Source organism: Clostridium liquoris (genome assembly GCF_002995785.1).
GTDB classification, from domain to species: Bacteria; Bacillota; Clostridia; order Clostridiales; family Clostridiaceae; genus Clostridium_AO; species Clostridium_AO liquoris.
In genome coordinates this window covers 56,406-76,825 of sequence record NZ_PVXO01000047.1, presented here as the reverse complement: position 1 = coordinate 76,825, position 20,420 = coordinate 56,406, and the positions used below count along the sequence as shown (strand labels likewise).

Annotated in this window: 17 protein-coding genes and 1 other annotated feature; of the genes, 11 read left to right on the top strand and 6 right to left on the bottom strand. The window is 30.1% G+C overall.

Annotated elements, in window-relative coordinates; genetic code table 11:
- Positions 1-86 precede the first annotated feature (86 nt).
- From CLLI_RS08740 to CLLI_RS08720, 5 genes are all read left to right on the top strand, one after another.
- Positions 87-329, top strand: coding sequence for an NfeD family protein (locus CLLI_RS08740; protein ID WP_242975566.1), 243 nt, complete (start codon positions 87-89; stop codon positions 327-329).
- Positions 330-341: 12 nt separating this feature from the next.
- Positions 342-1,295: an SPFH domain-containing protein gene (locus CLLI_RS08735; protein WP_106063830.1), complete on the top strand. Its 954-nt coding sequence runs from the start codon at positions 342-344 to the stop codon at positions 1,293-1,295.
- A 136-nt stretch (positions 1,296-1,431) separates the two neighbouring features.
- Positions 1,432-2,103: a hypothetical protein gene (locus CLLI_RS08730; RefSeq protein WP_106063829.1), complete on the top strand. Its 672-nt coding sequence runs from the start codon at positions 1,432-1,434 to the stop codon at positions 2,101-2,103.
- A 124-nt stretch (positions 2,104-2,227) separates the two neighbouring features.
- Entirely contained in the window at positions 2,228-2,518 is a 291-nt protein-coding gene (locus CLLI_RS08725) for a hypothetical protein (RefSeq protein ID WP_106063828.1), read from the top strand.
- An 85-nt stretch (positions 2,519-2,603) separates the two neighbouring features.
- Positions 2,604-4,949 (top strand): ATP-dependent DNA helicase, encoded by a 2,346-nt coding sequence (locus CLLI_RS08720; RefSeq protein ID WP_106063827.1) that lies wholly within the window; start codon positions 2,604-2,606, stop codon positions 4,947-4,949.
- 78 nt (positions 4,950-5,027) lie between these two features.
- Here CLLI_RS08720 and CLLI_RS08715 read toward each other — a convergent pair whose 3' ends face one another.
- Together CLLI_RS08715 and CLLI_RS08710 are read right to left on the bottom strand one after the other, a co-directional pair.
- The gene (locus CLLI_RS08715) at positions 5,028-5,789 is read right to left on the bottom strand and encodes an ABC transporter permease (protein ID WP_106063826.1); all 762 of its coding nucleotides are present in this window, start codon (positions 5,787-5,789) and stop codon (positions 5,028-5,030) included.
- Positions 5,782-6,444 carry an ABC transporter ATP-binding protein gene (locus tag CLLI_RS08710; RefSeq protein ID WP_106063825.1) on the bottom strand — a complete coding sequence of 221 codons (663 nt, stop codon included), beginning with the start codon at positions 6,442-6,444 and terminating at the stop codon, positions 5,782-5,784. Before CLLI_RS08710 ends, CLLI_RS08715 begins: the two co-directional genes overlap by 8 nt.
- 145 nt (positions 6,445-6,589) lie before the next feature.
- Between CLLI_RS08710 and CLLI_RS08705 the strand changes: the two genes are divergently transcribed.
- From CLLI_RS08705 to addB, 3 genes are all read left to right on the top strand, one after another.
- A complete protein-coding gene (locus CLLI_RS08705) occupies positions 6,590-7,495 on the top strand; it encodes a D-alanine--D-alanine ligase (RefSeq protein WP_106063824.1) in 906 nt (301 codons plus the stop codon).
- Between the two features lie 9 nt (positions 7,496-7,504).
- The gene (gene pdxR / locus CLLI_RS08700) at positions 7,505-8,968 is read left to right on the top strand and encodes a MocR-like pyridoxine biosynthesis transcription factor PdxR (RefSeq protein WP_106063823.1); all 1,464 of its coding nucleotides are present in this window, start codon (positions 7,505-7,507) and stop codon (positions 8,966-8,968) included.
- A 170-nt stretch (positions 8,969-9,138) separates the two neighbouring features.
- The gene (gene addB, locus CLLI_RS08695) at positions 9,139-12,588 is read left to right on the top strand and encodes a helicase-exonuclease AddAB subunit AddB (RefSeq protein ID WP_106063822.1); all 3,450 of its coding nucleotides are present in this window, start codon (positions 9,139-9,141) and stop codon (positions 12,586-12,588) included.
- 10 nt (positions 12,589-12,598) lie between these two features.
- Here the strand turns inward: addB and CLLI_RS08690 are convergent, their stop codons facing one another.
- From CLLI_RS08690 to CLLI_RS08680, 3 genes are read right to left on the bottom strand one after another with little or no spacing between them, the layout of a single operon-like run.
- Positions 12,599-13,402 (bottom strand): sugar phosphate isomerase/epimerase family protein, encoded by an 804-nt coding sequence (locus tag CLLI_RS08690; protein WP_106063821.1) that lies wholly within the window; start codon positions 13,400-13,402, stop codon positions 12,599-12,601.
- Positions 13,403-13,424: 22 nt separating this feature from the next.
- Positions 13,425-15,023, bottom strand: coding sequence for a phosphoglycerate dehydrogenase (gene serA / locus CLLI_RS08685; RefSeq protein ID WP_106063820.1), 1,599 nt, complete (start codon positions 15,021-15,023; stop codon positions 13,425-13,427).
- Positions 15,024-15,047: 24 nt separating this feature from the next.
- Positions 15,048-16,115 carry a pyridoxal-phosphate-dependent aminotransferase family protein gene (locus CLLI_RS08680; RefSeq protein WP_106063819.1) on the bottom strand — a complete coding sequence of 356 codons (1,068 nt, stop codon included), beginning with the start codon at positions 16,113-16,115 and terminating at the stop codon, positions 15,048-15,050.
- 123 nt (positions 16,116-16,238) lie between these two features.
- Positions 16,239-16,445: a binding site (T-box leader), on the bottom strand.
- A gap of 303 nt (positions 16,446-16,748) precedes the next feature.
- On the opposite strand from CLLI_RS08680, the gene CLLI_RS15005 reads away from it, so the two are divergent.
- From CLLI_RS15005 to CLLI_RS08665, 3 genes are all read left to right on the top strand, one after another.
- Positions 16,749-17,600, top strand: coding sequence for a methyl-accepting chemotaxis protein (locus CLLI_RS15005; protein WP_106063818.1), 852 nt, complete (start codon positions 16,749-16,751; stop codon positions 17,598-17,600).
- Between the two features lie 94 nt (positions 17,601-17,694).
- Positions 17,695-18,930 (top strand): MFS transporter, encoded by a 1,236-nt coding sequence (locus CLLI_RS08670; protein WP_170063684.1) that lies wholly within the window; start codon positions 17,695-17,697, stop codon positions 18,928-18,930.
- Positions 18,931-19,035: 105 nt separating this feature from the next.
- Positions 19,036-19,437, top strand: coding sequence for a hypothetical protein (locus CLLI_RS08665; protein WP_106063816.1), 402 nt, complete (start codon positions 19,036-19,038; stop codon positions 19,435-19,437).
- Positions 19,438-19,684: 247 nt separating this feature from the next.
- Here CLLI_RS08665 and CLLI_RS08660 read toward each other — a convergent pair whose 3' ends face one another.
- On the bottom strand, positions 19,685-20,413 hold the full coding sequence (locus tag CLLI_RS08660; protein ID WP_341457002.1) for a transposase: 729 nt from the start codon (positions 20,411-20,413) through the stop codon (positions 19,685-19,687).
- Positions 20,414-20,420: the final 7 nt, after the last annotated feature.

The window sequence follows — 20,420 nt, the reverse complement described above, 5'->3', positions numbered from 1 at the left end:
GATGTTTAGCATCATTAATAGCATTGATCTTAAATTACTCATTTACAGTACAGTTAATTACCTTTGTAGGTGTTAGTGCACTATTTATGGCTATAGGATATCCATTAGCAAGAGAAGCTTTAAATAAAACCGTGTCTAAAACTCCAACTATGGAAGAGGGGTATATTGGCAGGGAAATAACAGTAGATGATGAAGTAATAGAAAAAGCTATGATAAAGCTTGATGGTATATACTGGACTATAAAGAACCAAGGAGAAGTAATAAAAAAAGGAGATAAAGCTCAAATTATAGGCATAGAAGGGAATAAACTAATAGTTAAGAAATTATAGGAGGAGTTTATTATGATAGGGAAAATAATAATATTAATAATACTCGTAATAGCATTAACATCAATTTTATCATCTATAAAAGTAGTTAACACAGGATACGTTTACATTCTTGAAAGATTTGGACAATTCTTTAGGATATTAGAGCCAGGCTGGCACTTTACTATTCCATTTGCAGACTTTGTAAGGAAAAAGGTTTCAACAAAGCAGCAAATATTGGATATAGAACCACAAAGCGTTATTACTAAGGATAATGTTAAAATTTCTATAGACAATGTTATATTCTATAAGGTAATGAATGCTAAAGATGCAGTTTATAATATTGAAAATTATAAATCAGGTATAGTTTATTCAACTATAACAAATATGAGAAATATAGTAGGTAATATGAGTTTAGATGAGGTATTATCAGGAAGAGATAAAATTAATAATGAACTTTTAGATGTGGTAGATCAAATTACTGATGCTTATGGAATAAAGATTCTTTCTGTTGAAATTAAAAATATTATTCCACCAGCAGAAATACAACAGGCTATGGAAAAACAAATGAGAGCAGAAAGAGATAAGAGAGCGGCAATACTTCAAGCAGAAGGACAAAAACAATCAGATATTGCAAGGGCAGAAGGTGAAAAACAGGCAAAAATACTTCAAGCAGAAGCAGAAAAAGAAGCTAATATAAGACGTGCTGAAGGTTTAAGGCAATCACAGGTTCTTGAAGCTGATGGTAAAGCTGAAGCTATTGAATCTGTAGCAAAAGCTCAAGCTAAGGCAATTGAGATGGTTAACAAAGCTATACTTGATTCTGGAACAAACGAAACAATTATAGCATTAAAACAGGTAGAAGCTTTACAAGAAATGGCTAAAAATCCTGCCAATAAGCTTATACTTCCAAATGAAACTTTATCTTCTTTAGGCAGTATAGCTGCTATAGGAGATTTATTAAGCAAGGATAGGGGACAACAGAAATAGTTAAATAAAAAAGCGTGTTCTAAAATTGAACACGCTTTTCTTATTTCATTTAATATGGCTTCCTAATTGTTAAATATTATGATAAAATACAAAATATAAGTAAATGAAAATTATAAATAGAGTAAGAGGTAAGATTATGAATAGAAAAATTATTATTATTATAGTTACAGCAATTGTGGTCATAGCTGGAGGGCTTGGTATATATAGGTATAACAACATAAAAGCATATAATAAACTGGTAAACAGCGCTAATCAGTATATGGAGAAAGGCAAGTATGACCAATCTTTAGCACTGTTTGAGGAAAGCTTGTCATATAAAAATGATGTTAAAGTAAAAAAAAGTATTGACTTGGCAAAACAACTTAAAGAAGCAAATGAGATATATAATAATGGTATTAAATTTATGGATGAAAAGAAATATGCTCGGGCTATAAATGAATTCGAAAAGATAAATAAAGAAGATGATAAAATCTATGAAGAAGCAAAGAAAAAAATTGAGGAATGTAAAAAAGTAAAGGGTGCTTCAGATAAAAATATTAATAAAGAGAATGAAAATAAAGCCAGTGGGAAAATAACCCCACAGGGGGCCTGTGATATAATTAAAAATCAGATAAAATCAAATAACGCTAATATAAAGTTTAAATATGATCATGATGATACCAAAGATGGTATTAAGTATTATGTAATACAAGGCTTTGAAGATATGTCAGATCATGTTGCTACAATAGGATGGTATTATGTAGATATCAATACTGGAAAAGCATATGAATGGGATTTAATAGCAAATTCCTTAATTCCATTAAAATAAAATGAATATAGAAAGAGAAATAATGTATTAAAATTTAAGCTATTGTTAAGATTTAGGTAAGAATATAGTAAGAATCTCCCCTTATAATGTAATTGTAGTGAAAATTATAAGGGGGGATTTCTTTATGGTTAACTTTTTATTATTTCTATTAATTTCATTATTTGTAATGGTGTTTTTAGAATGTTATGTAAAAGATAAATATTTTAAGGATGATATTAGAAAGCACTATTTTAGAATACTAAAAAGCATACTTAACATTCTAGTTATAATGTTTATGTTTCATTACAGAACGTATATGCTATCCCTTAATCAGTTAGGTATAATGCTAATCATAGCTTGTATAATAGCCTTAATAATTAATATAGCTGAGATTAATAAAACTATACAATTTCTAAAAAAGGAAAATGCTTTATAAATATAAAATTAAATTTAGTTGAAAAACCCAGTGCTAAAAGTGTATTATTAGTCTAATGACTATGAAAATATATTATTAAAGGCTGATGATTATGGATAATGAGGTAAAAATTTCTGTAAGGAATTTGGTGGAATTCATATTAAGATCCGGTGATTTAGACTCAACTTTTGTAGGCAGTAGTAGAGCAGTGGATGGAACTAGAATTCATCAAAAGATACAAAAAAATAAAGGAGATAACTACTTAGCTGAGGTATCTTTAAAACACACCATTGAATATGGCGATATGTTTATTACAGTAGAAGGGCGTGCTGATGGAATAATAAAGGAAGAGAATAGTGTAATTATTGATGAAATAAAAAGCACTACTAGAGATTTAGATAAAATTGATGAAGGATATAATCCTCTTCATTTTGCTCAAGCAAAGTGCTATGCCTATATATATGCGAAGAAAAACTCTATGGAAAATATAGGAGTACAGTTAACTTACTGTCAGGTGGATACTGGAAAAATTAAATACATATTAAAGGAATATTCTCTAAAGGAATTGGAGGATTTTTTTTATTCACTAATAGGGAAATACTTTATTTGGGCAGATTATACAAGAAGATGGACAGAAAAAAGAGATAAAAGCATAAAAGGTTTACCATTTCCCTTTGAAAATTATAGGCAGGGGCAAAGAGAGCTAGCAGTAGGAGTTTATAGAACCATATTCCAAAGTAAAAATATATTTATTCAAGCTCCAACAGGTATAGGAAAGACTATATCTACTATATTTCCAGGTATAAAAGCCATGGGAGAAGGACTAATATCAAAGATATTTTATTTAACTGCAAAGACCATAACCTCTTCTGTGGCAATGGAGACTTTTAATAAAATGGAGGATAAGGGAATTCAGTTTAAAGTTGTAACCCTTACTGCTAAGGAAAAGATATGTTTTAATGAAAAGACCACCTGTAATGCAGAGCAGTGCCAATATGCTAAAGGGCATTTTGATAGAGTAAATAAAGTTATAATGGAAATACTGAAAAAGGAAAATTTAATAAATAGAACTGTCATTGAAAAATATGCTAAGGAATATAGAGTATGCCCATTTGAGTTATCATTGGATTTAACCCTTTGGGCTGACTGTGTAATTTGTGATTATAATTATGTATTTGATCCTAGGGTGTATTTAAAAAGATTTTTTGATGGAGGAAAAGAGGATTTCTTGTTTTTAATAGATGAATCCCATAATTTAGTGGACAGGGGAAGGAATATGTTTTCTGCAGAATTAAAAAAAGAGGATTTTCTACGGGGAAAGAAGTTAACTAAAGATTCTTCGCCAAAGCTTTATAAAGTATTGAATAAGCTAAATTCTTATATGTTAGATATGAGTAAAAGGTGTAATGAACAGGGATTTTATATGCAAAAGGAAGAACCTTTAGAAATATATTCCCTTTTAAGGAGCTTTGTTAAAGAAGGAGAGGATTGGTTAAAGGGAAATGAAAAAGGAGAAGGATATGAGGAAATATTGCAGCTTTACTTTAATATTTTAGCTTTTTTAAGAATAAGCGAATTTTATAATGAAAGCTATGTAACTTATGTACAAAAAGATATTAAAGAAACAAAGATAAAGCTCTTTTGCCTGGATCCTTCCAAGCTTTTAAGGGAAGGGATTAACAGAGGAAAGTCAGCAATATTTTTTTCTGCCACATTAACTCCTATAGGATATTTTAAAGATATCCTAGGAGGAGAAGAGGATGATTATTCTATGAGGTTTCCATCTCCTTTTCCAGTAGAAAATAGAGCTTTGATGATAGCTGGCAATATATCCACTAGATATAAAAATAGGGGAAACAGTATTTATAAAATAGTAGAATATATAAAGGCATTTATATATGGTAAAAAGGGGAATTATCTAGTGTTTTTCCCATCTTATAAATATATGAATATGGTGTTAAAGGCATTTGAACAGGAATGTAAAGATGTAAAAATAATTGTTCAAAATTCCTCTATGAAGGAAGAAGAGAGGGAAGAATTTCTAAATAATTTTAATGAGAATGGAGAAGAAACCTTGGTAGCTTTTTCAGTACTTGGAGGAATATTTTCGGAGGGCATAGACCTAAAAGGCGAAAGACTTTCTGGAGCTGTTATAGTTGGGGTGGGTCTTCCGCAGATATGCTTTGAAAGGGATATAATAATGAATTATTTTAATGAAAAGAATAATAAGGGCTATGAATATGCCTATATGTATCCCGGTATGAATAAAGTACTTCAAGCTGCAGGACGAGTAATAAGATCAGAAAAGGATAGAGGGGCAATTTTACTTATAGATGACAGATTTGTCAGCAGGAGCTATGTAAATTTATTTCCTAAAGAGTGGATGAATAACATAATAGTTAGAAAATCAGAGGATGTGGAGAATGTTCTGGATCAATTTTGGAGAGCATGATTCACACATCCTAGGAATCACTTGATTACATTATAAAAAATTCTATAGATTGAACAAAAGGGCTGTGGTTATTGTTAATTAAATCAGTTGTTTTCTTTCGTTAAAAAATCCTTTATAAGCAAGGTAGCAAGCTAAAAATGAAGCAATCGAAGTAGTGGATAACATCATAAATGTGACCAGTATTTGAAATTTTATGGCCTCAATGGGAGATGTTCCTGCAAGTATTAAACCTGTCATCATACCCGGCAGAGCTACTATTCCTAAGGTTTTCATAGAGTCAATAGTAGGCAACATTCCAGTTTTTATAGAATCTCTTATTATTTCTATAGAGGAGGGTAGTATATCTGCCCCTAAAGCAAGTTTTGTTTCCACTTCCTCACGTTTATTTTTAAAATTATCTAAAAGTTGTTTATAACAAAGCCCTATAGCTACCATGGCATTGCTTATAATCATTCCACCAATAGGCACAATTTGATAGGCTTCGTACTTTATTGCATCAGAAGCAACTAGTATAAATAAGGTTATAAAAGCACCAATAGCTATGGCAATAAAGGATATTAGAAATCCATTTTTTATTCCCTTTCCTCTTTTTGATGCATTAAAAGATGCATTTATAGTCATAAAGAGAAGTAATAGGGTTGTAAAGAAAGGATTTTTTAGTCCAAAAATAAAATTAAGTAAATATCCTACAATAGTGAGCTGAACTATGGCTCGAATTACTCCTATTATGGTTTCCTTCTCCAAATTAAGTTTTTGATAATAAGAAAAAAATAAAGATATAAAGATTAAAGAGGAGGCAATAATAAGGGATGAAATACTCAAGGTAGCACCACTATTCATTTTTTAACACCTCCAAAGATTTTATTTCACCATTTTCCAAAGTTAAAAGTTTATTTGCATATTTTGTACTCTGCTCTTTATTATGAGTTACCCAAAGTACTGTAGATCCTTCACTATTTAATTTATTAATAATATTTTCAACTATTAAGGTATTTTCACTATCCAATGCAGAAGTGACTTCATCTAAAAGAAGAATTTCTGGAGCAAACATCAGCGTTCTCATAAGGGCGATTCTTTGCTTTTCTCCACCAGAAAGATTTAACACTTTTTCATCTATAAATTCTTCATCCATACTAAATAAGGAAAATAAATATTTTATCCTATCCATATCCACTTTTTTATTACGTATTTTGAAGGGAAAACTTAGATTATCCATTACAGTATTGCCAAATAAATGAGGCATTTGAAAGCAATATGCAATTTCCTTTCTCAATTCTATGGGGTTGTATTCTGATATATTTTTATTATTAAATGATATATTTCCTTCACTGGGACTAATTAAGTTATTACATAGTTTTAAAAATGTACTTTTCCCACTACCAGAGGGCCCCACTATAGATATATAGTCTCCAGATTCTATATGTATATTTAAATTTTTCAATATACTTTTTCCGTCATTAGAAAAGGAGACATTGGAAAACTCTAGTATTGACATATATTTTACCTCCTGTATATTTTATAGTAGACAATTAAAAAGTTTACCACCGTATCATTAAACTAAATATGCGGTGGTACTTTCATTATACACCATTGATGAATAAAATAAAATTAATAAGGTATGTTATTAGGAGGTTTTTTATATGCAGATTGGCGTAGTAATGGGTGGTATATCCACTGAAAAAGAAGTGTCTAATTTAACAGGAAAATATATAATAGAAAACTTAGATAAAAATAAATATGAGGTTTTACCAATACCTATAAATACAAAATATGAACTTATTGATAGAGCAAAATGTTTAGAGTTTGCATTTATTGCTCTCCACGGAAGCTTTGGAGAAGATGGCCAGGTTCAAGCTATTTTAGAAAGTATAGGGGTACCATATTCCGGGTGTGGAGTTTTAAGCAGTGCTTTATGTATGGATAAGGACATGAGCAAAAAAGTATTTATTGCAGAGAATATAAAAACTCCAAAATGGACTATGGTAAAAAGAGAAGAAGAAATAGATTACAATAAAATAGATGAAATAGGATATCCTATTATAGTTAAACCTAATAATGGTGGTTCAAGCATTGGAATAACATTAGTTAATCATGAAGATGATTTAAAAGATGCAGTAAAGCAAGCTTTAAAATATGATGAAGAAGTTATGATAGAGAAATATATAAAAGGAGAAGAAATAACCTGCTGTATGCTTAATGGAAAGGTATTACCTATACTTTCTATAAAAACAAAAGAAGAATTTTTTAATTATTCTTCAAAGTATGATGATAATGGAGCAGAAGAAAATATTATAGAACTTCCTGAGGCTTTAAAAACCAGGGTAGAAGAAATATGTATAAAGTGTTGGAAAAGCTTTAAGTTGAGAGTTTATGGTAGAATTGATATTATTATAAAAGATGGAGAAATATATGTTTTAGAAATAAATACTATTCCGGGAATGACTAAGAATAGTTTATTTCCTAAAAGTGCAAAAGCTTATGGATTAAGTTTTAGTCAGCTTTTGGATAAGATAATAGAATCTTCATTGAATACAGATAAATATTGAGGTGTTTTCATGTTCCACAATATAAAATTAAAAAACGGAGAAACTGCCTATGTTAAAATATATAATTATATAAAAGAAGTAATAGAAAATGGTATGCTGCCACATGGAAGTAAACTGCCATCTACTAGAGAAATGACATCCATGATTAATGTCAGTAGGAACACTATAATTAAGGTATATGAGCTTCTTGAGGATAATGGATTAGTCTATACGGAAAAAGGAAAGGGAACCTTTGTTTCTAAAGTCAATATAAATAAAAATAGTGATTGGAATATAGACTGGTTAAATAAAATTAATAATTATGCTAAAACTGCTGAAGAATTAGATATTATGAAACATGAGCAGCTATATAAAAAAGGTATGATTTCCTTTAAAAGCATAGCTCCAGATGAGAGTTTATTTGATATGGAAGAGTTAAAAAGAGCTTTTTTAAATAGAATAACCTTAGAAGGCGAAAAAATATTAAATTATGGCTATGCCAAAGGCTATAAGCCTCTTATAGATTTTTTAATGAATTATATGAAAGAAAAAGGTGTAAATACAAAAGGAAAAAGTATACTCATAACCAATGGCTTTACTGAGGGATTTGATATATTGTTATCCTCTCTTACGAATAGGGGGGATAAAATATTATGTGAAAATCCTACTCATAATACTTCTATTAAATTAATGAAATTACATGAGTTAGATATTATAGGGGTAAGAATTAATGAAGATGGAATAGATTTAGAAGATTTAGATGAAAAACTTAAGGACAATAAGGTAAAGTTAGCATACATTATTCCATCCTATCACAATCCAACAGGAATGGTTATGTCCTTTGAAAAAAGGGAGAAACTTTATAGTGCATTAAAAAGCCATGAAGTACCTATAATTGAGGACGGATTTAATGAAGAACTTCAACATTTAGGTGCTCATATTGCCCCAATAGCTGCTATTAGTGGAGAAGAAAATTCTGTGATTTATATAGGGAGTTTATCCAAAATACTTTTTCCAGGCATGAGAATAGGATGGATATTTGGAGATGAGAAACTTATATATACATTAGAAAGTGTTAAGAGGAGTAGAAATATCCATACTTCATCCTTAGATCAGGCAATCCTATATGAATATATGAAGAGCGGTTCTTTTGAAAAGTATGTTAAAAAGGTTAGAAACATATATAGAGAAAAATATGAATTAGCAAAGAGACTTTGTGAAGAGTATATACCAAATAAATTTATTTTAGGAGATGGCGGTCTATATTTATTTATTAAGCTAAAGGATATAAATGCTAGGGAATTGTTGGATAGGTGCATAAAAAGGGAAGTTATTTTTACCCCTGGAGATATATTCTATACAAATGGAGAAGGCCTTGATACTTTAAGATTAGGATTTTCCAGGCTTACATTGGATGAGATAGAAAAAGGTATAAAAATAATAGGAGAAGAAGCTTATTCAGATAACAGAGTACAGAGGACAATTGACAGTTAAGGAAGTAGCACCCTGTAGTATACAACTCTAGTTGCTTAGGCAACTGGCATAACTAAATTTAATATATTAAAAAAAGTAGCTTTACCAATTGCAGCGGTGGGCTACTTTTTTACTTTATGTTAAAGATAGAATATAATAGAATTGTATTAAATTTCTTTGAGGTGAGTTATATGAGTTTGAGGTTTATATATGGAAGATCTGGCAGCGGAAAAAGCTACTACTGTTTTAAAGATATAAAAAGAAAAATAGAGAGTAATGAAAAAAATCCATTAATATTATTAGTACCAGAGCAGTTTTCATTTCAAAGCGAAAAAAATTTGATCCATTATATAGGAGAAGAGGCTATATCAAGAGCACAGGTATTAAGCTTTAAAAGAATGGCCTATAAGGTATTTAACGAAGTAGGTGGGATTACCCATGCACATATGAATGAGTCGGGGAAAAGTATGCTTATATATAAGATAATGGATGAATTAAGTGATAGATTTAAAATATTTGAAAAAGCATCTAAAAGAGATGGCTTTGTAACCACTATGTCAGAGCTTATTACGGAATTTAAAAGATACAATATTACCCCGGAAATGATAAATGAGTCCTCAGAGGCAGTAGAAAATGAAAACCTAAAGGATAAGCTATGGGATATATCTTTAATATATTCAAAATTTCAGGAGAATCTGCAGCAAAAATACATAGATCCCGAGGATGATTTAACTATATTGGTAGATAAACTTGATAAATCTAATTTATTTTATAATGCTGAGGTTTGGATAGATGAATTTTTTGATTTTACTCCTCAGGAATATAGTGTTTTGGAAAAAATATTAAGGAAAGCTAAAAGAGTAAATGTGACATTAAGTACAGATGTTTTAAATGGAGGAAAATCTGCAGATAATTTAGATTTATTTTACCCTATAAAAAATACAGAGGAAAAGCTTTTAAAAATTATAGAAAAAAATAATATAAAATATGAAAAACCTATAGCACTTCAGTGTTCTCCATGTTATAGATTCAAAGATAGTATGGAATTAAGTCATATGGAGAAAAATTTATTTTCTTTTCCGTATAAGACTTATAAGGGAGATACAAAGGATATCTGCATGTTTAAAGCTCTAAATAAATATACAGAAATTGAAGAAACCGCTAGAGATATTTTAAAGTTAGTAAGAGATAGAAATTTTAGATTCAAAGATATTGCAGTAATTACAGGGGATTTAGATGGATATGAGAATTTAGTTCGTGCTATATTTAGTGAATATGAAATACCATATTTTATAGATAAAAAAATAGAAATAAATAATAATCCTTTAATAGTATTAATTATTTCTTGCATTGAGATATTAAGTAAGAGGTGGAGTTATGAAAGTGTGTTTAGATACTTAAAAACCGGCCTTACAGATATCAGCAGAGAGGAAATAGATTTAATTGAAAACTATGTTTTAGCTAATGGAATACGAGGAAGAAAATGGACTGAAGTTCCTAAATGGCAGTATAGAATAAGATATAGTTTTAATAAAGAGGAAGATATATCAGAAGAGGAACAGGCAAATTTAGATAAAATAAATACCATAAAAGATAAGATAGTTCTGCCTCTTAAGGCATTTCATGAAAACATAAAAGGGAAAAAAACTGCTAGAGAAATGTGCACAGCTCTTTATGATTTTTTGAGTAGTATAAATGTGCCGGAAAAAATTCAGGGTTGGATAGAAGGGTTTAAACAGGAAGATAGATTAGATAAAGTAAATGAGTACAATCAAATATGGAATATTATAGTGGAACTCATGGATCAAATTGTAGAAGTTATGGGAGATGAGAAATTAGATTCCAACATATTTGCTAAGTTACTTAAAAATGGATTTGAGGAGTATAAATTAGGTCTTATTCCTCCAGCCCTAGATCAGGTTTTAGTAAGCAGTATTCAGCGTCTTAGAAGTCATGATATAAAGGCTTTATATGTAATTGGAGCAAATGATGGTATATTTCCAAGTGTAATGAATTCTGAGGGAATACTTACGGATATGGAAAGGGAAAGTTTACGATCAAAAGGGGTGGAATTAGCAAAGGATACTAAAAATAAAGCCTTTGAAGAGCAATTTTTAACATATATAACCCTAACAACTATGAGCAATTATTTAAGAATAAGTTATCCTATAGCGGACATGGAAGGAAAAACCTTAAGGCCTTCCATAGTTGTATCAAGATTTAAAAAGATCTTCCCAAAGTTATGTGAATACAATAATATAGTAAATACAAATACGGAGGAAGAGGAATTAAGGATGGTAACGGTACCTAAGGCTACTTTCAATGAACTTATAGCCCATCTTAGAAGTGGTGCAGATGGGTTAGAGGTTAGTCCATTATGGCTTAATGTTTACAATTGGTATATGAAGGATGAGCATTGGAGAAAAAAGTTAACTACCATACTGGAGGGCTTTTCTTATAGTAATGAAGCTGAAATAATAGATACAAAAAAGATAAGAAAGCTTTATGGATCCAAAATGAATATAAGTGTATCCAGATTAGAAAAATATGCGGAATGCCCCTTTGCGTATTTTGTAAAATATGGTATAGCAGCAAAGGAAAGAAAAGTATACAAATTATCTACTCCAGATGTGGGAACACTTATGCATGAGGCTTTAGAGTCCTTCTCTAAACAATTAAGAGAAAAAAATCTTACATGGGAAAATGTAGATAAGGAGCTTTGTGAAGGGGTAGTATCCAACATAGTGGATGAAAAAGTATCAAATATGCCAGGTTCCATATTAAATAGCTCTCCAAGGTATAAACACATGACAGAAGGGATAAAAAGAATTATTTCAAGGGCTATATTTGTAATTGGAGAGCAGATCACTAGAGGAGAATTTGAACCTTCAGGATATGAGATATCCTTTGGAATTAATGGAGACTTTCCACCTATTTCTGTGGAACTTCATTCAGGGGAAACTGTTAATTTAATAGGAAGAATAGATAGAATTGATGAGCTGAAAGAAAAGGATGGAACATATATTAGAATAATAGATTATAAATCAGGGAATAAGGATTTTAAATTATCTGATGTATATTATGGACTTCAGATCCAATTATTAGTATATTTGGATGCTTTGTTAACAGAAATTGAAGAAAAATATAAAGAAAATGCATTACCTGCAGCAATGCTGTATTTTAAAGTTGATGATCCAATTATAAAAACTAAGGATGAAATAGATAAAGAAGAAGTACAACAAAAGATATTAAAGGAATTGAAAATGAAAGGTCTTCTCCTAGCAGATTCGGAGATAATAAAGGCTATGGATAAAGATATAAAAGGTTTTTCAGATATTCTTCCAGTAAGAATGAATAATGATAATTCCCTTTCCAAAGGTTCTTCTGTAGCTACTAATGAAGAGTTTAATTTATTAAGAAAATATGTAAGGGAAACCATAGTAAATCTTTGTGAGGAAATGCTGGAAGGCAACATAGGAATAAAACCATATAAGAGAAAAGACAGCTCAACTCCTTGCAGATTCTGTGAATATTCACAAATATGTCAATTTGATACCTCTGTAAACGGAAACGGCTATAGGGTTATTAATGATAAGAGTGATGAGGAAGTGTGGAAGCTTATAAAAAAGTCTGTGGAATAAAAAAAGAGTGTTAATGAAAACACTCTATTTTTTTTAACATTTCTAGAGATTTTACCGCATTTTCTCTAGGCCTTACCTCTATAATATATACAATATCCTTGCTTTCCATTAACTTGAAATGCTTGACAAAATCTAAATTTCCGGTACCTATAATTTGATGATCACTTTTGCCATTGTTATCATGAATGTGGCAAGTTCTTACCTTATCTATATTTCTTATAAAGAATTCTACTTCATTATATTTATTTTCATAGGAATGCCCTATATCCCAGGTTAAATAAAGATTATCATTTTCTAAAAGTTCCTGAAGAACTTCCTGAACCACTATTTTAGGGAATCTTCCTGAATTCTCCACACATATAAAAATTTTATCCCCAGCTAGGTGGATTAATTCTTGAAGACTTGTTCTTAATATTTGTTTATATTTTTCTCCATAAAATTCTTCCATATAGCTTTTTCTATCTACTAAAGTAAAACATACTGCGCTACCTACATGAAGTGTGATTCTGCTGGCACCAATGTCTATTCCAAATTGAATTACTTCTTTTAATCTTTCAATACCTGCTTTTCTAACACTTTCGTGAAGCTGAAGAAGGTTTATATCCTCAGGAGCATGCATGGTAATTTCTACAGCTTTACTTTTGGCATAATATTTAATTTTTTTTCGTTCTTCTTTAGTAAAGTTTTCAGGAAAATATATAGGTATATTCATATTTATTTCTACAGCATTCATACCATTTTCCACGGTAAAGTCTATGGTTTTATAAATATTTTCTTCACCAATAGAAGCTGCGTAGCCAATATATTTAAACATTTTAATACACATCCTTTTAAGATTAAAGTTCTATAACTTTTGCCCATATTATGTTATCTATTGAAACAAATTTGTCCAAAGCTTTTTTATCTATTCTATCATCAATATTTAAAATCATTAAAGCTTTATCACCTTTTAATTTTCTTCCTACTTGCATAGTGGCAACGTTAATATTTTCATTTCCTATAAAGGTTCCCACTTGACCTATAACACCGGGGACATCCTTATTTTGTAGAAATAACATATAATCAGTAGGTTTTACATCTACCTCATAACCTAATACTTCCACAATTTTACCTTCCCCTTTAGTGGAAAGGGTTCCTGATAGTGTAAATATACCACATTTATTATCTGTTATTTTTATGGTTATTAAATTTGAATAATTATTATAGTGTTCATAAATATTTTTTGTGGTTATTCCTATTCCACTTTCTTTAGCTTTTAATCTTGCATTAATATAGTTTACTCTATCTGATATTACAGGCTCTAATAATCCTTTAGTAAAGGCTATAGTAACCATTTCTGTATCTTGGCAAGCTATTTCTCCCCAGTAGGTTATTTCAACGAATTTAACTGCTTCTTTATTTATTTGATAATAAATTTTACCTAGTTGTTCCATTAAATCAATATAAGGTTTTATTTCTTTTAGTTCATCTCTGTGGATAGTAGGAAGATTAACAGCATTTGGTACGATTTCACCTTTAATGCCTTTTATAACTTGCTGAGCTATAGTAATACCTACATTTTGCTGAGCTTCTACTGTAGTGGCACCTATATGAGGGGTAACTACTACATTTGGGAACTTATATAACTCTGCACTATATCTAGGTTCTTTTTCATGAACATCTAATCCAACGCTTGCAATTTTACCACTAGCAAGACCTTTGCATAGTGCGTCTTCCTCCATAAGTTTTCCCCTAGCGCAATTTATAATTCTAACCCCATTTTTCATAAGATCTACTTCTTTTTCTCCAATGATTCCTATAGTTTCTTCTGTTCTTGGTGTATGGATAGTTATATAGTCAGATTCCTTTAATAATTCTTCTAAAGTATTTTTTTTCTCCACATTGTATCTTTCAAATCTTTCATTTGCAATATAAGGATCATAGGCTATGACTTTCATGCCAAAGGCATTCATTCTTGTGGCAACAAGAGCTCCAATTCTTCCAAGACCTATAATTCCTAAGGTCTTATTATATAGTTCATTTCCCATGAAGCTATCTCTATCCCAATTTCCATCCTTTAAAAATTTATCTGATTGTGGGATATTTCTTGATGTTGATAGTAATAATCCTATGGTAAGCTCACAGGCTGAAATGCTATTGCTGTCAGGAGTATTAGCTGCAATTATACCTCTTTTTGTAGCTTCAGGAATATCAATATTATCTACTCCATTACCAGCTCTGCCAACTATTTTAAGCTTTGTAGCCTTTTCCATAAGTTTAGCATCAATTTTTGCATCACTTCTTATTATAAGGCCATCATAGTCACCAATTACATTTAATAATTCTTCCCTTGCTATACCTATTTTTATATCTATTTGAAAGTTTGGTTCCTTCTTTAAAAGTTCTATTCCTAAATCATCTATTTTATCAATTATCAATACCTTTTTTAATTCCATGTTTATTACCTCCAGTTATTTTGTTTAAATTGAATTTTTTAAAGCATTTAAAGTTCTGTCTATCATTTCTTCATTAACATAGCCCATGTGACCAATTCTTATAAGTTTTCCTTTGGTATATCCTTGTCCACCAGCTATAATTATCCCATAGTTTTTTTCTAAGTTTTCTTTTATAAAAGAGGCTTTTCCATCCTCTATATTTATTGCAGTTACTGTGTTTGAAAAAGCATTTGGATCTGTGAAAAGGGTAAGACCCATTTTTTTAACTTCTTCTCTAAATTTATTTGCCAAATTTTTATGCCTTAAAAATACATTTTCTAAGCCTTCTTCTTCAATCATTTTTAATGCTTCATTTGCTCCAACGATAAGTGGAACTGCAGGAGTATAAGGGTTCTCCGGATTCTCTTTGTCTAAAAACTTCTTAGCATTTAGAAAATCGAAATAGAATTTTGGTAAGTTTGATTTTTCTGCACTTTCTAAGGCCTTTTCACTTACTCCTATAAAAGCTAGACCAGGAGGACTCATTAAAGCTTTTTGAGAAGCAGTAACTAACACATCAATACCCCAATCATCCATTTTTATATCAATTCCACCTAGGGAACTTACAGCGTCAACTATAAAAAGTATATTTTTATTCTTTAAGAATTCTCCAATTTCTTTTATAGGATTTACAGCTGCTGTAGAAGTTTCATTATGAGTGATTATAAGGCCTTTATGCTCATCTGTAAGTTTTTCTTTTATTTTATCTATGGTAACAGCACTTCCCCAAGGAATTTTAATTTCATCTACATCCAATCCATAGGTTTTAGCAATTTTAATAAATCTATCTCCAAAATCACCTATGGATACAGCTAAAATTTTATCTCCTTTAGAGAATGAATTTACAAGTGCAGCTTCCAATCCACCAGTACCAGATGACGGAAAAGTAAGCACTGAATTTTTGGTTTGAAAAACATATTTTAATCTTTCGTTTAACTCTCCAAATATTTTACTGTATTCTTTAGTTCTGTGATGTAACATTCCTTGGCTAATTTTTTTTATAACCCTCTCAGGAACATTTGTTGGTCCCGGAGTCATCAATAACTTATTCATAAATAACCCTCCAATATTTAAGTTGATTTTTGCCCCAGTTAATTAAATTTAATTATTTATAGTATGTTAATATGTTTTAAATGTTCAATTATTCTTAAGTAAAAAAACCGTCCCTAGCCAAAAGCTAAGGACGGAGATAAATTTCCACGTGGTACCACCTTATTTTACTACTTGCAAGTAGTCTCTCAATTTTAACGGAATTAGTCCGGTATAGGTTATTACTCCTATACAGCTCCAGACCGGATTCAACAAGCTTCACTGCCGATTTTCACCAAACATCAGCTCTCTGAAAATGAATGATTGTTTACTACTGTCTTTCATAGTTTTAAATTGTTTTTAATTATAGTGCATTTAAAAGTATATTGCAATAGGTTTTTAAAAAATATTTTTTTAGTGCTTAACTCATTATGATTAAATTATTTGAAAATTAGCTATTAAATGATATAATGTAAGCGAATGCAATCCTAGTGATTACCATAGTGATAGTATAAAAGTGTAGACACCAAATAGTAGATTTACTTAGGTATATAATAAAATATATTGGTTTTAACATCAAATAAAACTTGGAAATAAAACTACAAAATAAGGGAAGGAGAGGTTAAGTTTGTTCAAGTTTTCTTAACCAGGTCGACAATGGAATGGAAGCATAAAATACCAAAGGATTTAGCAGAAAAAACTGTAGAAATGTTAAATAACATTACAGGTAAAAATGTAAATGTAATGGGCGAAGGTGGAGAGATTATTGCTACAGCTCAGAAAGAAAGGCTTGGTAGTATTCATGAAGCCGCAAAAAAAATTATTAACGGGGAAATAAAATCAGCATCTATTACTGTAGAGGAAGCAAAAAAACTTAAAGGAGTTTTACCAGGGTATAATGGACCTGTAGTTATAAATGGTGAAATTGTGGGATGCATTGGATTAACAGGTGATCCGGATATGGTTAAGCCACTGCAGCAAATGGCAGCAATGATTATTGAGGAAGAAATCAATAAAAGAATTAAAGAAGAAGCAAAACATGAAACTATTAGTACAGTTTCAGCAAAAATACAGGAAGTTACAGATCTAATTAAAGGTATTTCTAAATCGGCAGAAGATATCTCTGGTACTAGTGAAAATATAAGAGATACAGCAAAGAAGCTGGAAGATGAGATAGTAAACATAAATAAGGTATTGGATTTTATAAAAAATATAGCTAGGCAAACAAATCTTTTAGGATTAAATGCGGCTATAGAAGCAGCCAGGGCAGGAGAATATGGAAGGGGATTTTCTGTAGTTGCTACAGAAATTAGAAAGTTATCTTTGAATTCTGCAGATTCTTTAAAGGATATAGAAGGAATATTAGAAGAAATAAAAAAATTTATTATATATATAGCTAACACAGTAGATGAAAATCTGGTAAAAACCAATGAACAGGCGGAGGGACTTGTTCAAGTTGAAGAAAATATGTCTAACATAGAAGAGAAAATAGTTAAAATAAATAATTAACATATTCACTATTAATTAAAAAAGTGCATCGCACTTTTTTTTACATTGCAGTATAATAGTAAATATACAATAATTTAAGAATATGGGTGAAGCTATGTTAGCAAAAGGTAAGTTAAAAGAAATCCCTCAAAATGCATTATTATATTTATATAGTATAGCATTTTTCTATATTTCATCAGGGGCTTTTAGTATGCTTCAGGGAATATACATAAAGGAGCTAAACTATGGGGAAAGCTTCCTAGGTACTATACTAAGTTTAAAGATATTAGCTACAGCAGTATTTTCCATACCTTGTGCTATTTTTGTTAATAAAATGGGAAAGAAAAAGGCAATGATGATGGCCTTTATTTTTGTGCCCTTGATGAATATATGCCAAGGATATTTTAGCAATAGATGGCTTATGCTATTATTTGCAGTTATGCAGGGAGCCGCCACATCCTTTTTGTTGGTTTCAGAAGGGCCATTTTTTATGGAAAATAGTACAGAAAAAAATAGACTAAGACTTTTCAGCACATCTTTTGTGGTAAATGTATTTTCAAATATGATTGGTTACTTTTCTTTTGGACAAATATCTCAAAGACTTGAGTTTAAATTAACTTCTATAGAAGCTTTAAAATATTCCATAATAGTTTCAGGAATAATAGGTTTTGTGGCTTGTGTTTTTGCCATAAAGATAAAGGATAGTAATGCTCATAATGTAGGGAAAAATGAAAATTTAATAAAGAAGTATATATATGTATTAAAACAAAAACATCCTTCCCAATATGTTATATATAATTTTATAATAGGTTTTGGAGCGGGTCTAGTAGTACCTTATTTTAATGTTTATTTAAAATATAAAGTAAATGTATCTACGGAATCCATAGGAATTATAATGGCTTTAGCACAAGGAGCCATGGGTATAGGAGGGCTTATTACTCCAATTATGGCTAAAAGATATGGCAAAATAAAAACTATAATTATTTGTCAAACTCTTTCTGTCCCATTTTTAATGCTTATAGCTTTACCGCCATCAGTAATAATAGTGTCTTTAGCACTATTTATAAGGAATGCTCTTATGAATATGGCAGGCCCTATTACGTCCAACCTTTCTATGGAAATGGTGGATAATGATCATAGACCTATTTTTTCAAGCATAATAAATATTTCAAGTAATTTAAGTAGAGCTTTAAGTGCTATGGTAGCAGGTTTCATAATGAATAACTTAGCTAATGGCTATGAAATACCTTATTTTATAACTGCCATAATGTATATAGGTGGAACAGTTTATTTTTATAAATGTTTTAATACCTTAGATAAAAGAAACAAAAGTATTATTGCAGATAGATAGATGGCAAGTGTTTGATAAAGGCAAAAATATATTGACAAACATTTAACATGATTGTTATAATATTATCAAGAAATAAAATAGCTAAAGATTATGGAGGGATATAATATGTTAACAAAAGATAAAATAAAGTCATGCATGATTGGAGAAAGTGTATTTAAAGTAGGTGATTATGCTTCATTAGCTCAGGGATGGAGTATTTACAGGAATGTATTATCTTTAGAAGAGTGCATTAACTTTAAAATTATAGATTTATTTTGTATCAACGATGAGGAAAGTACTTTACCTAAATTTATAGCATTAGTAAAAACTAATAAAGGGAATAAAGTTGAAATTAATGTAGAAGATTTAAATGATGTAAGAAATAATAAAGAGAATCGTCAAGAACTTAACAAAGTTGGATACAGTTTTGAAGATGGAGCCATATACTCCAAAGGATATGAAAATATAAGCGGAATATGGAAGTTTATTAATGTAGGAATGGACAAGCTATCAGCATATGGAGCTTAGAGTTCTTTTAGTTGACAATTGACAATTGACAGTGGACAGTTAATGATAATTTTTATCCATTATCATTATGTCAAGTTGAAATTTGTATTTGAAGTAAGAACTAAGAAGTAAGAGTTAATAATTAATGAAGGAGCTGTCGCATTAGCATAAAAAATTTGCTAACGCGGCAGCGTTTTTTAGGTGTTTTATAGAAATTTTAATGATGCTTTAAACCTAAGTAAGTTCAATACTTAAAAAATAGCGCACTTTATCTTGTTTTTGCTATTTCATAATTTGCCGGCTTAATATATGATAACTTTCTATTTTCTTTAATATAGTAATAATTTTCTTCACTTTCATAACCTGAGTCTGTAGTTATTTTTAAATATCTAAAATGCAAAAAGTCTTCCATGCTTTTTAGAAATGGAATCAATGTTGTAGTGTCAGCAGGCTGATCGCCTACAGTAAGCCACACTATATATTTAGAATCAACTCCATGCTGCACATTATAAGCAGGTTTCAATTGACCGTTTTTCATGGCGTCTTCTTTCATCCTCATAAATGTTGCATCTTTATCTGCTTTTGAATAGCTATTACGCTTGCCGCAGGTATGAATTTTCTGCGTATATTCTTTTAATTTATTAAGATATTCCTTGAGTTTTTCGATAGAACGTTGAATTGGAGTTTTTCTTTTACCACATCCATGTATAAATTCAATATTTTCTTTTTGTTTCAAGGCGTAAAGCTTCTTGTGTAGCTTTTTTACATGCTTCATTTTTACTTTATTATCGTATACAAGCTTTATCCCATATAGTTCCTCACATTCAGTTACGAAATCAGCTAATTTAGAAAGTAATCTCTCCAAATTTTTTGAAACTGCTTTTTTCCAAACAAAAGTATACTTGTTAGCACATGCCTCCATTTTTGTACCATCAATAAATATAGAATCTCCTGATATTTCTCCAATATCATAAAGAAAAATTGTCATTTTAGCCATAATTGTT

Coding starts and splice junctions, on each gene's coding strand:
- CLLI_RS08740 (WP_242975566.1), top strand. CDS start 87: ATGGCTATAGGATATCCATTAGCAAGAGAAGCTTTAAATAAAACCGTG.
- CLLI_RS08735 (WP_106063830.1), top strand. CDS start 342: ATGATAGGGAAAATAATAATATTAATAATACTCGTAATAGCATTAACA.
- CLLI_RS08730 (WP_106063829.1), top strand. CDS start 1,432: ATGAATAGAAAAATTATTATTATTATAGTTACAGCAATTGTGGTCATA.
- CLLI_RS08725 (WP_106063828.1), top strand. CDS start 2,228: ATGGTTAACTTTTTATTATTTCTATTAATTTCATTATTTGTAATGGTG.
- CLLI_RS08720 (WP_106063827.1), top strand. CDS start 2,604: ATGATTATGGATAATGAGGTAAAAATTTCTGTAAGGAATTTGGTGGAA.
- CLLI_RS08715 (WP_106063826.1), bottom strand. CDS start 5,789: ATGAATAGTGGTGCTACCTTGAGTATTTCATCCCTTATTATTGCCTCC.
- CLLI_RS08710 (WP_106063825.1), bottom strand. CDS start 6,444: ATGTCAATACTAGAGTTTTCCAATGTCTCCTTTTCTAATGACGGAAAA.
- CLLI_RS08705 (WP_106063824.1), top strand. CDS start 6,590: ATGCAGATTGGCGTAGTAATGGGTGGTATATCCACTGAAAAAGAAGTG.
- pdxR (WP_106063823.1), top strand. CDS start 7,505: ATGTTCCACAATATAAAATTAAAAAACGGAGAAACTGCCTATGTTAAA.
- addB (WP_106063822.1), top strand. CDS start 9,139: ATGAGTTTGAGGTTTATATATGGAAGATCTGGCAGCGGAAAAAGCTAC.
- CLLI_RS08690 (WP_106063821.1), bottom strand. CDS start 13,402: ATGTTTAAATATATTGGCTACGCAGCTTCTATTGGTGAAGAAAATATT.
- serA (WP_106063820.1), bottom strand. CDS start 15,023: ATGGAATTAAAAAAGGTATTGATAATTGATAAAATAGATGATTTAGGA.
- CLLI_RS08680 (WP_106063819.1), bottom strand. CDS start 16,115: ATGAATAAGTTATTGATGACTCCGGGACCAACAAATGTTCCTGAGAGG.
- CLLI_RS15005 (WP_106063818.1), top strand. CDS start 16,749: ATGGAATGGAAGCATAAAATACCAAAGGATTTAGCAGAAAAAACTGTA.
- CLLI_RS08670 (WP_170063684.1), top strand. CDS start 17,695: ATGTTAGCAAAAGGTAAGTTAAAAGAAATCCCTCAAAATGCATTATTA.
- CLLI_RS08665 (WP_106063816.1), top strand. CDS start 19,036: ATGTTAACAAAAGATAAAATAAAGTCATGCATGATTGGAGAAAGTGTA.
- CLLI_RS08660 (WP_341457002.1), bottom strand. CDS start 20,413: ATGGCTAAAATGACAATTTTTCTTTATGATATTGGAGAAATATCAGGA.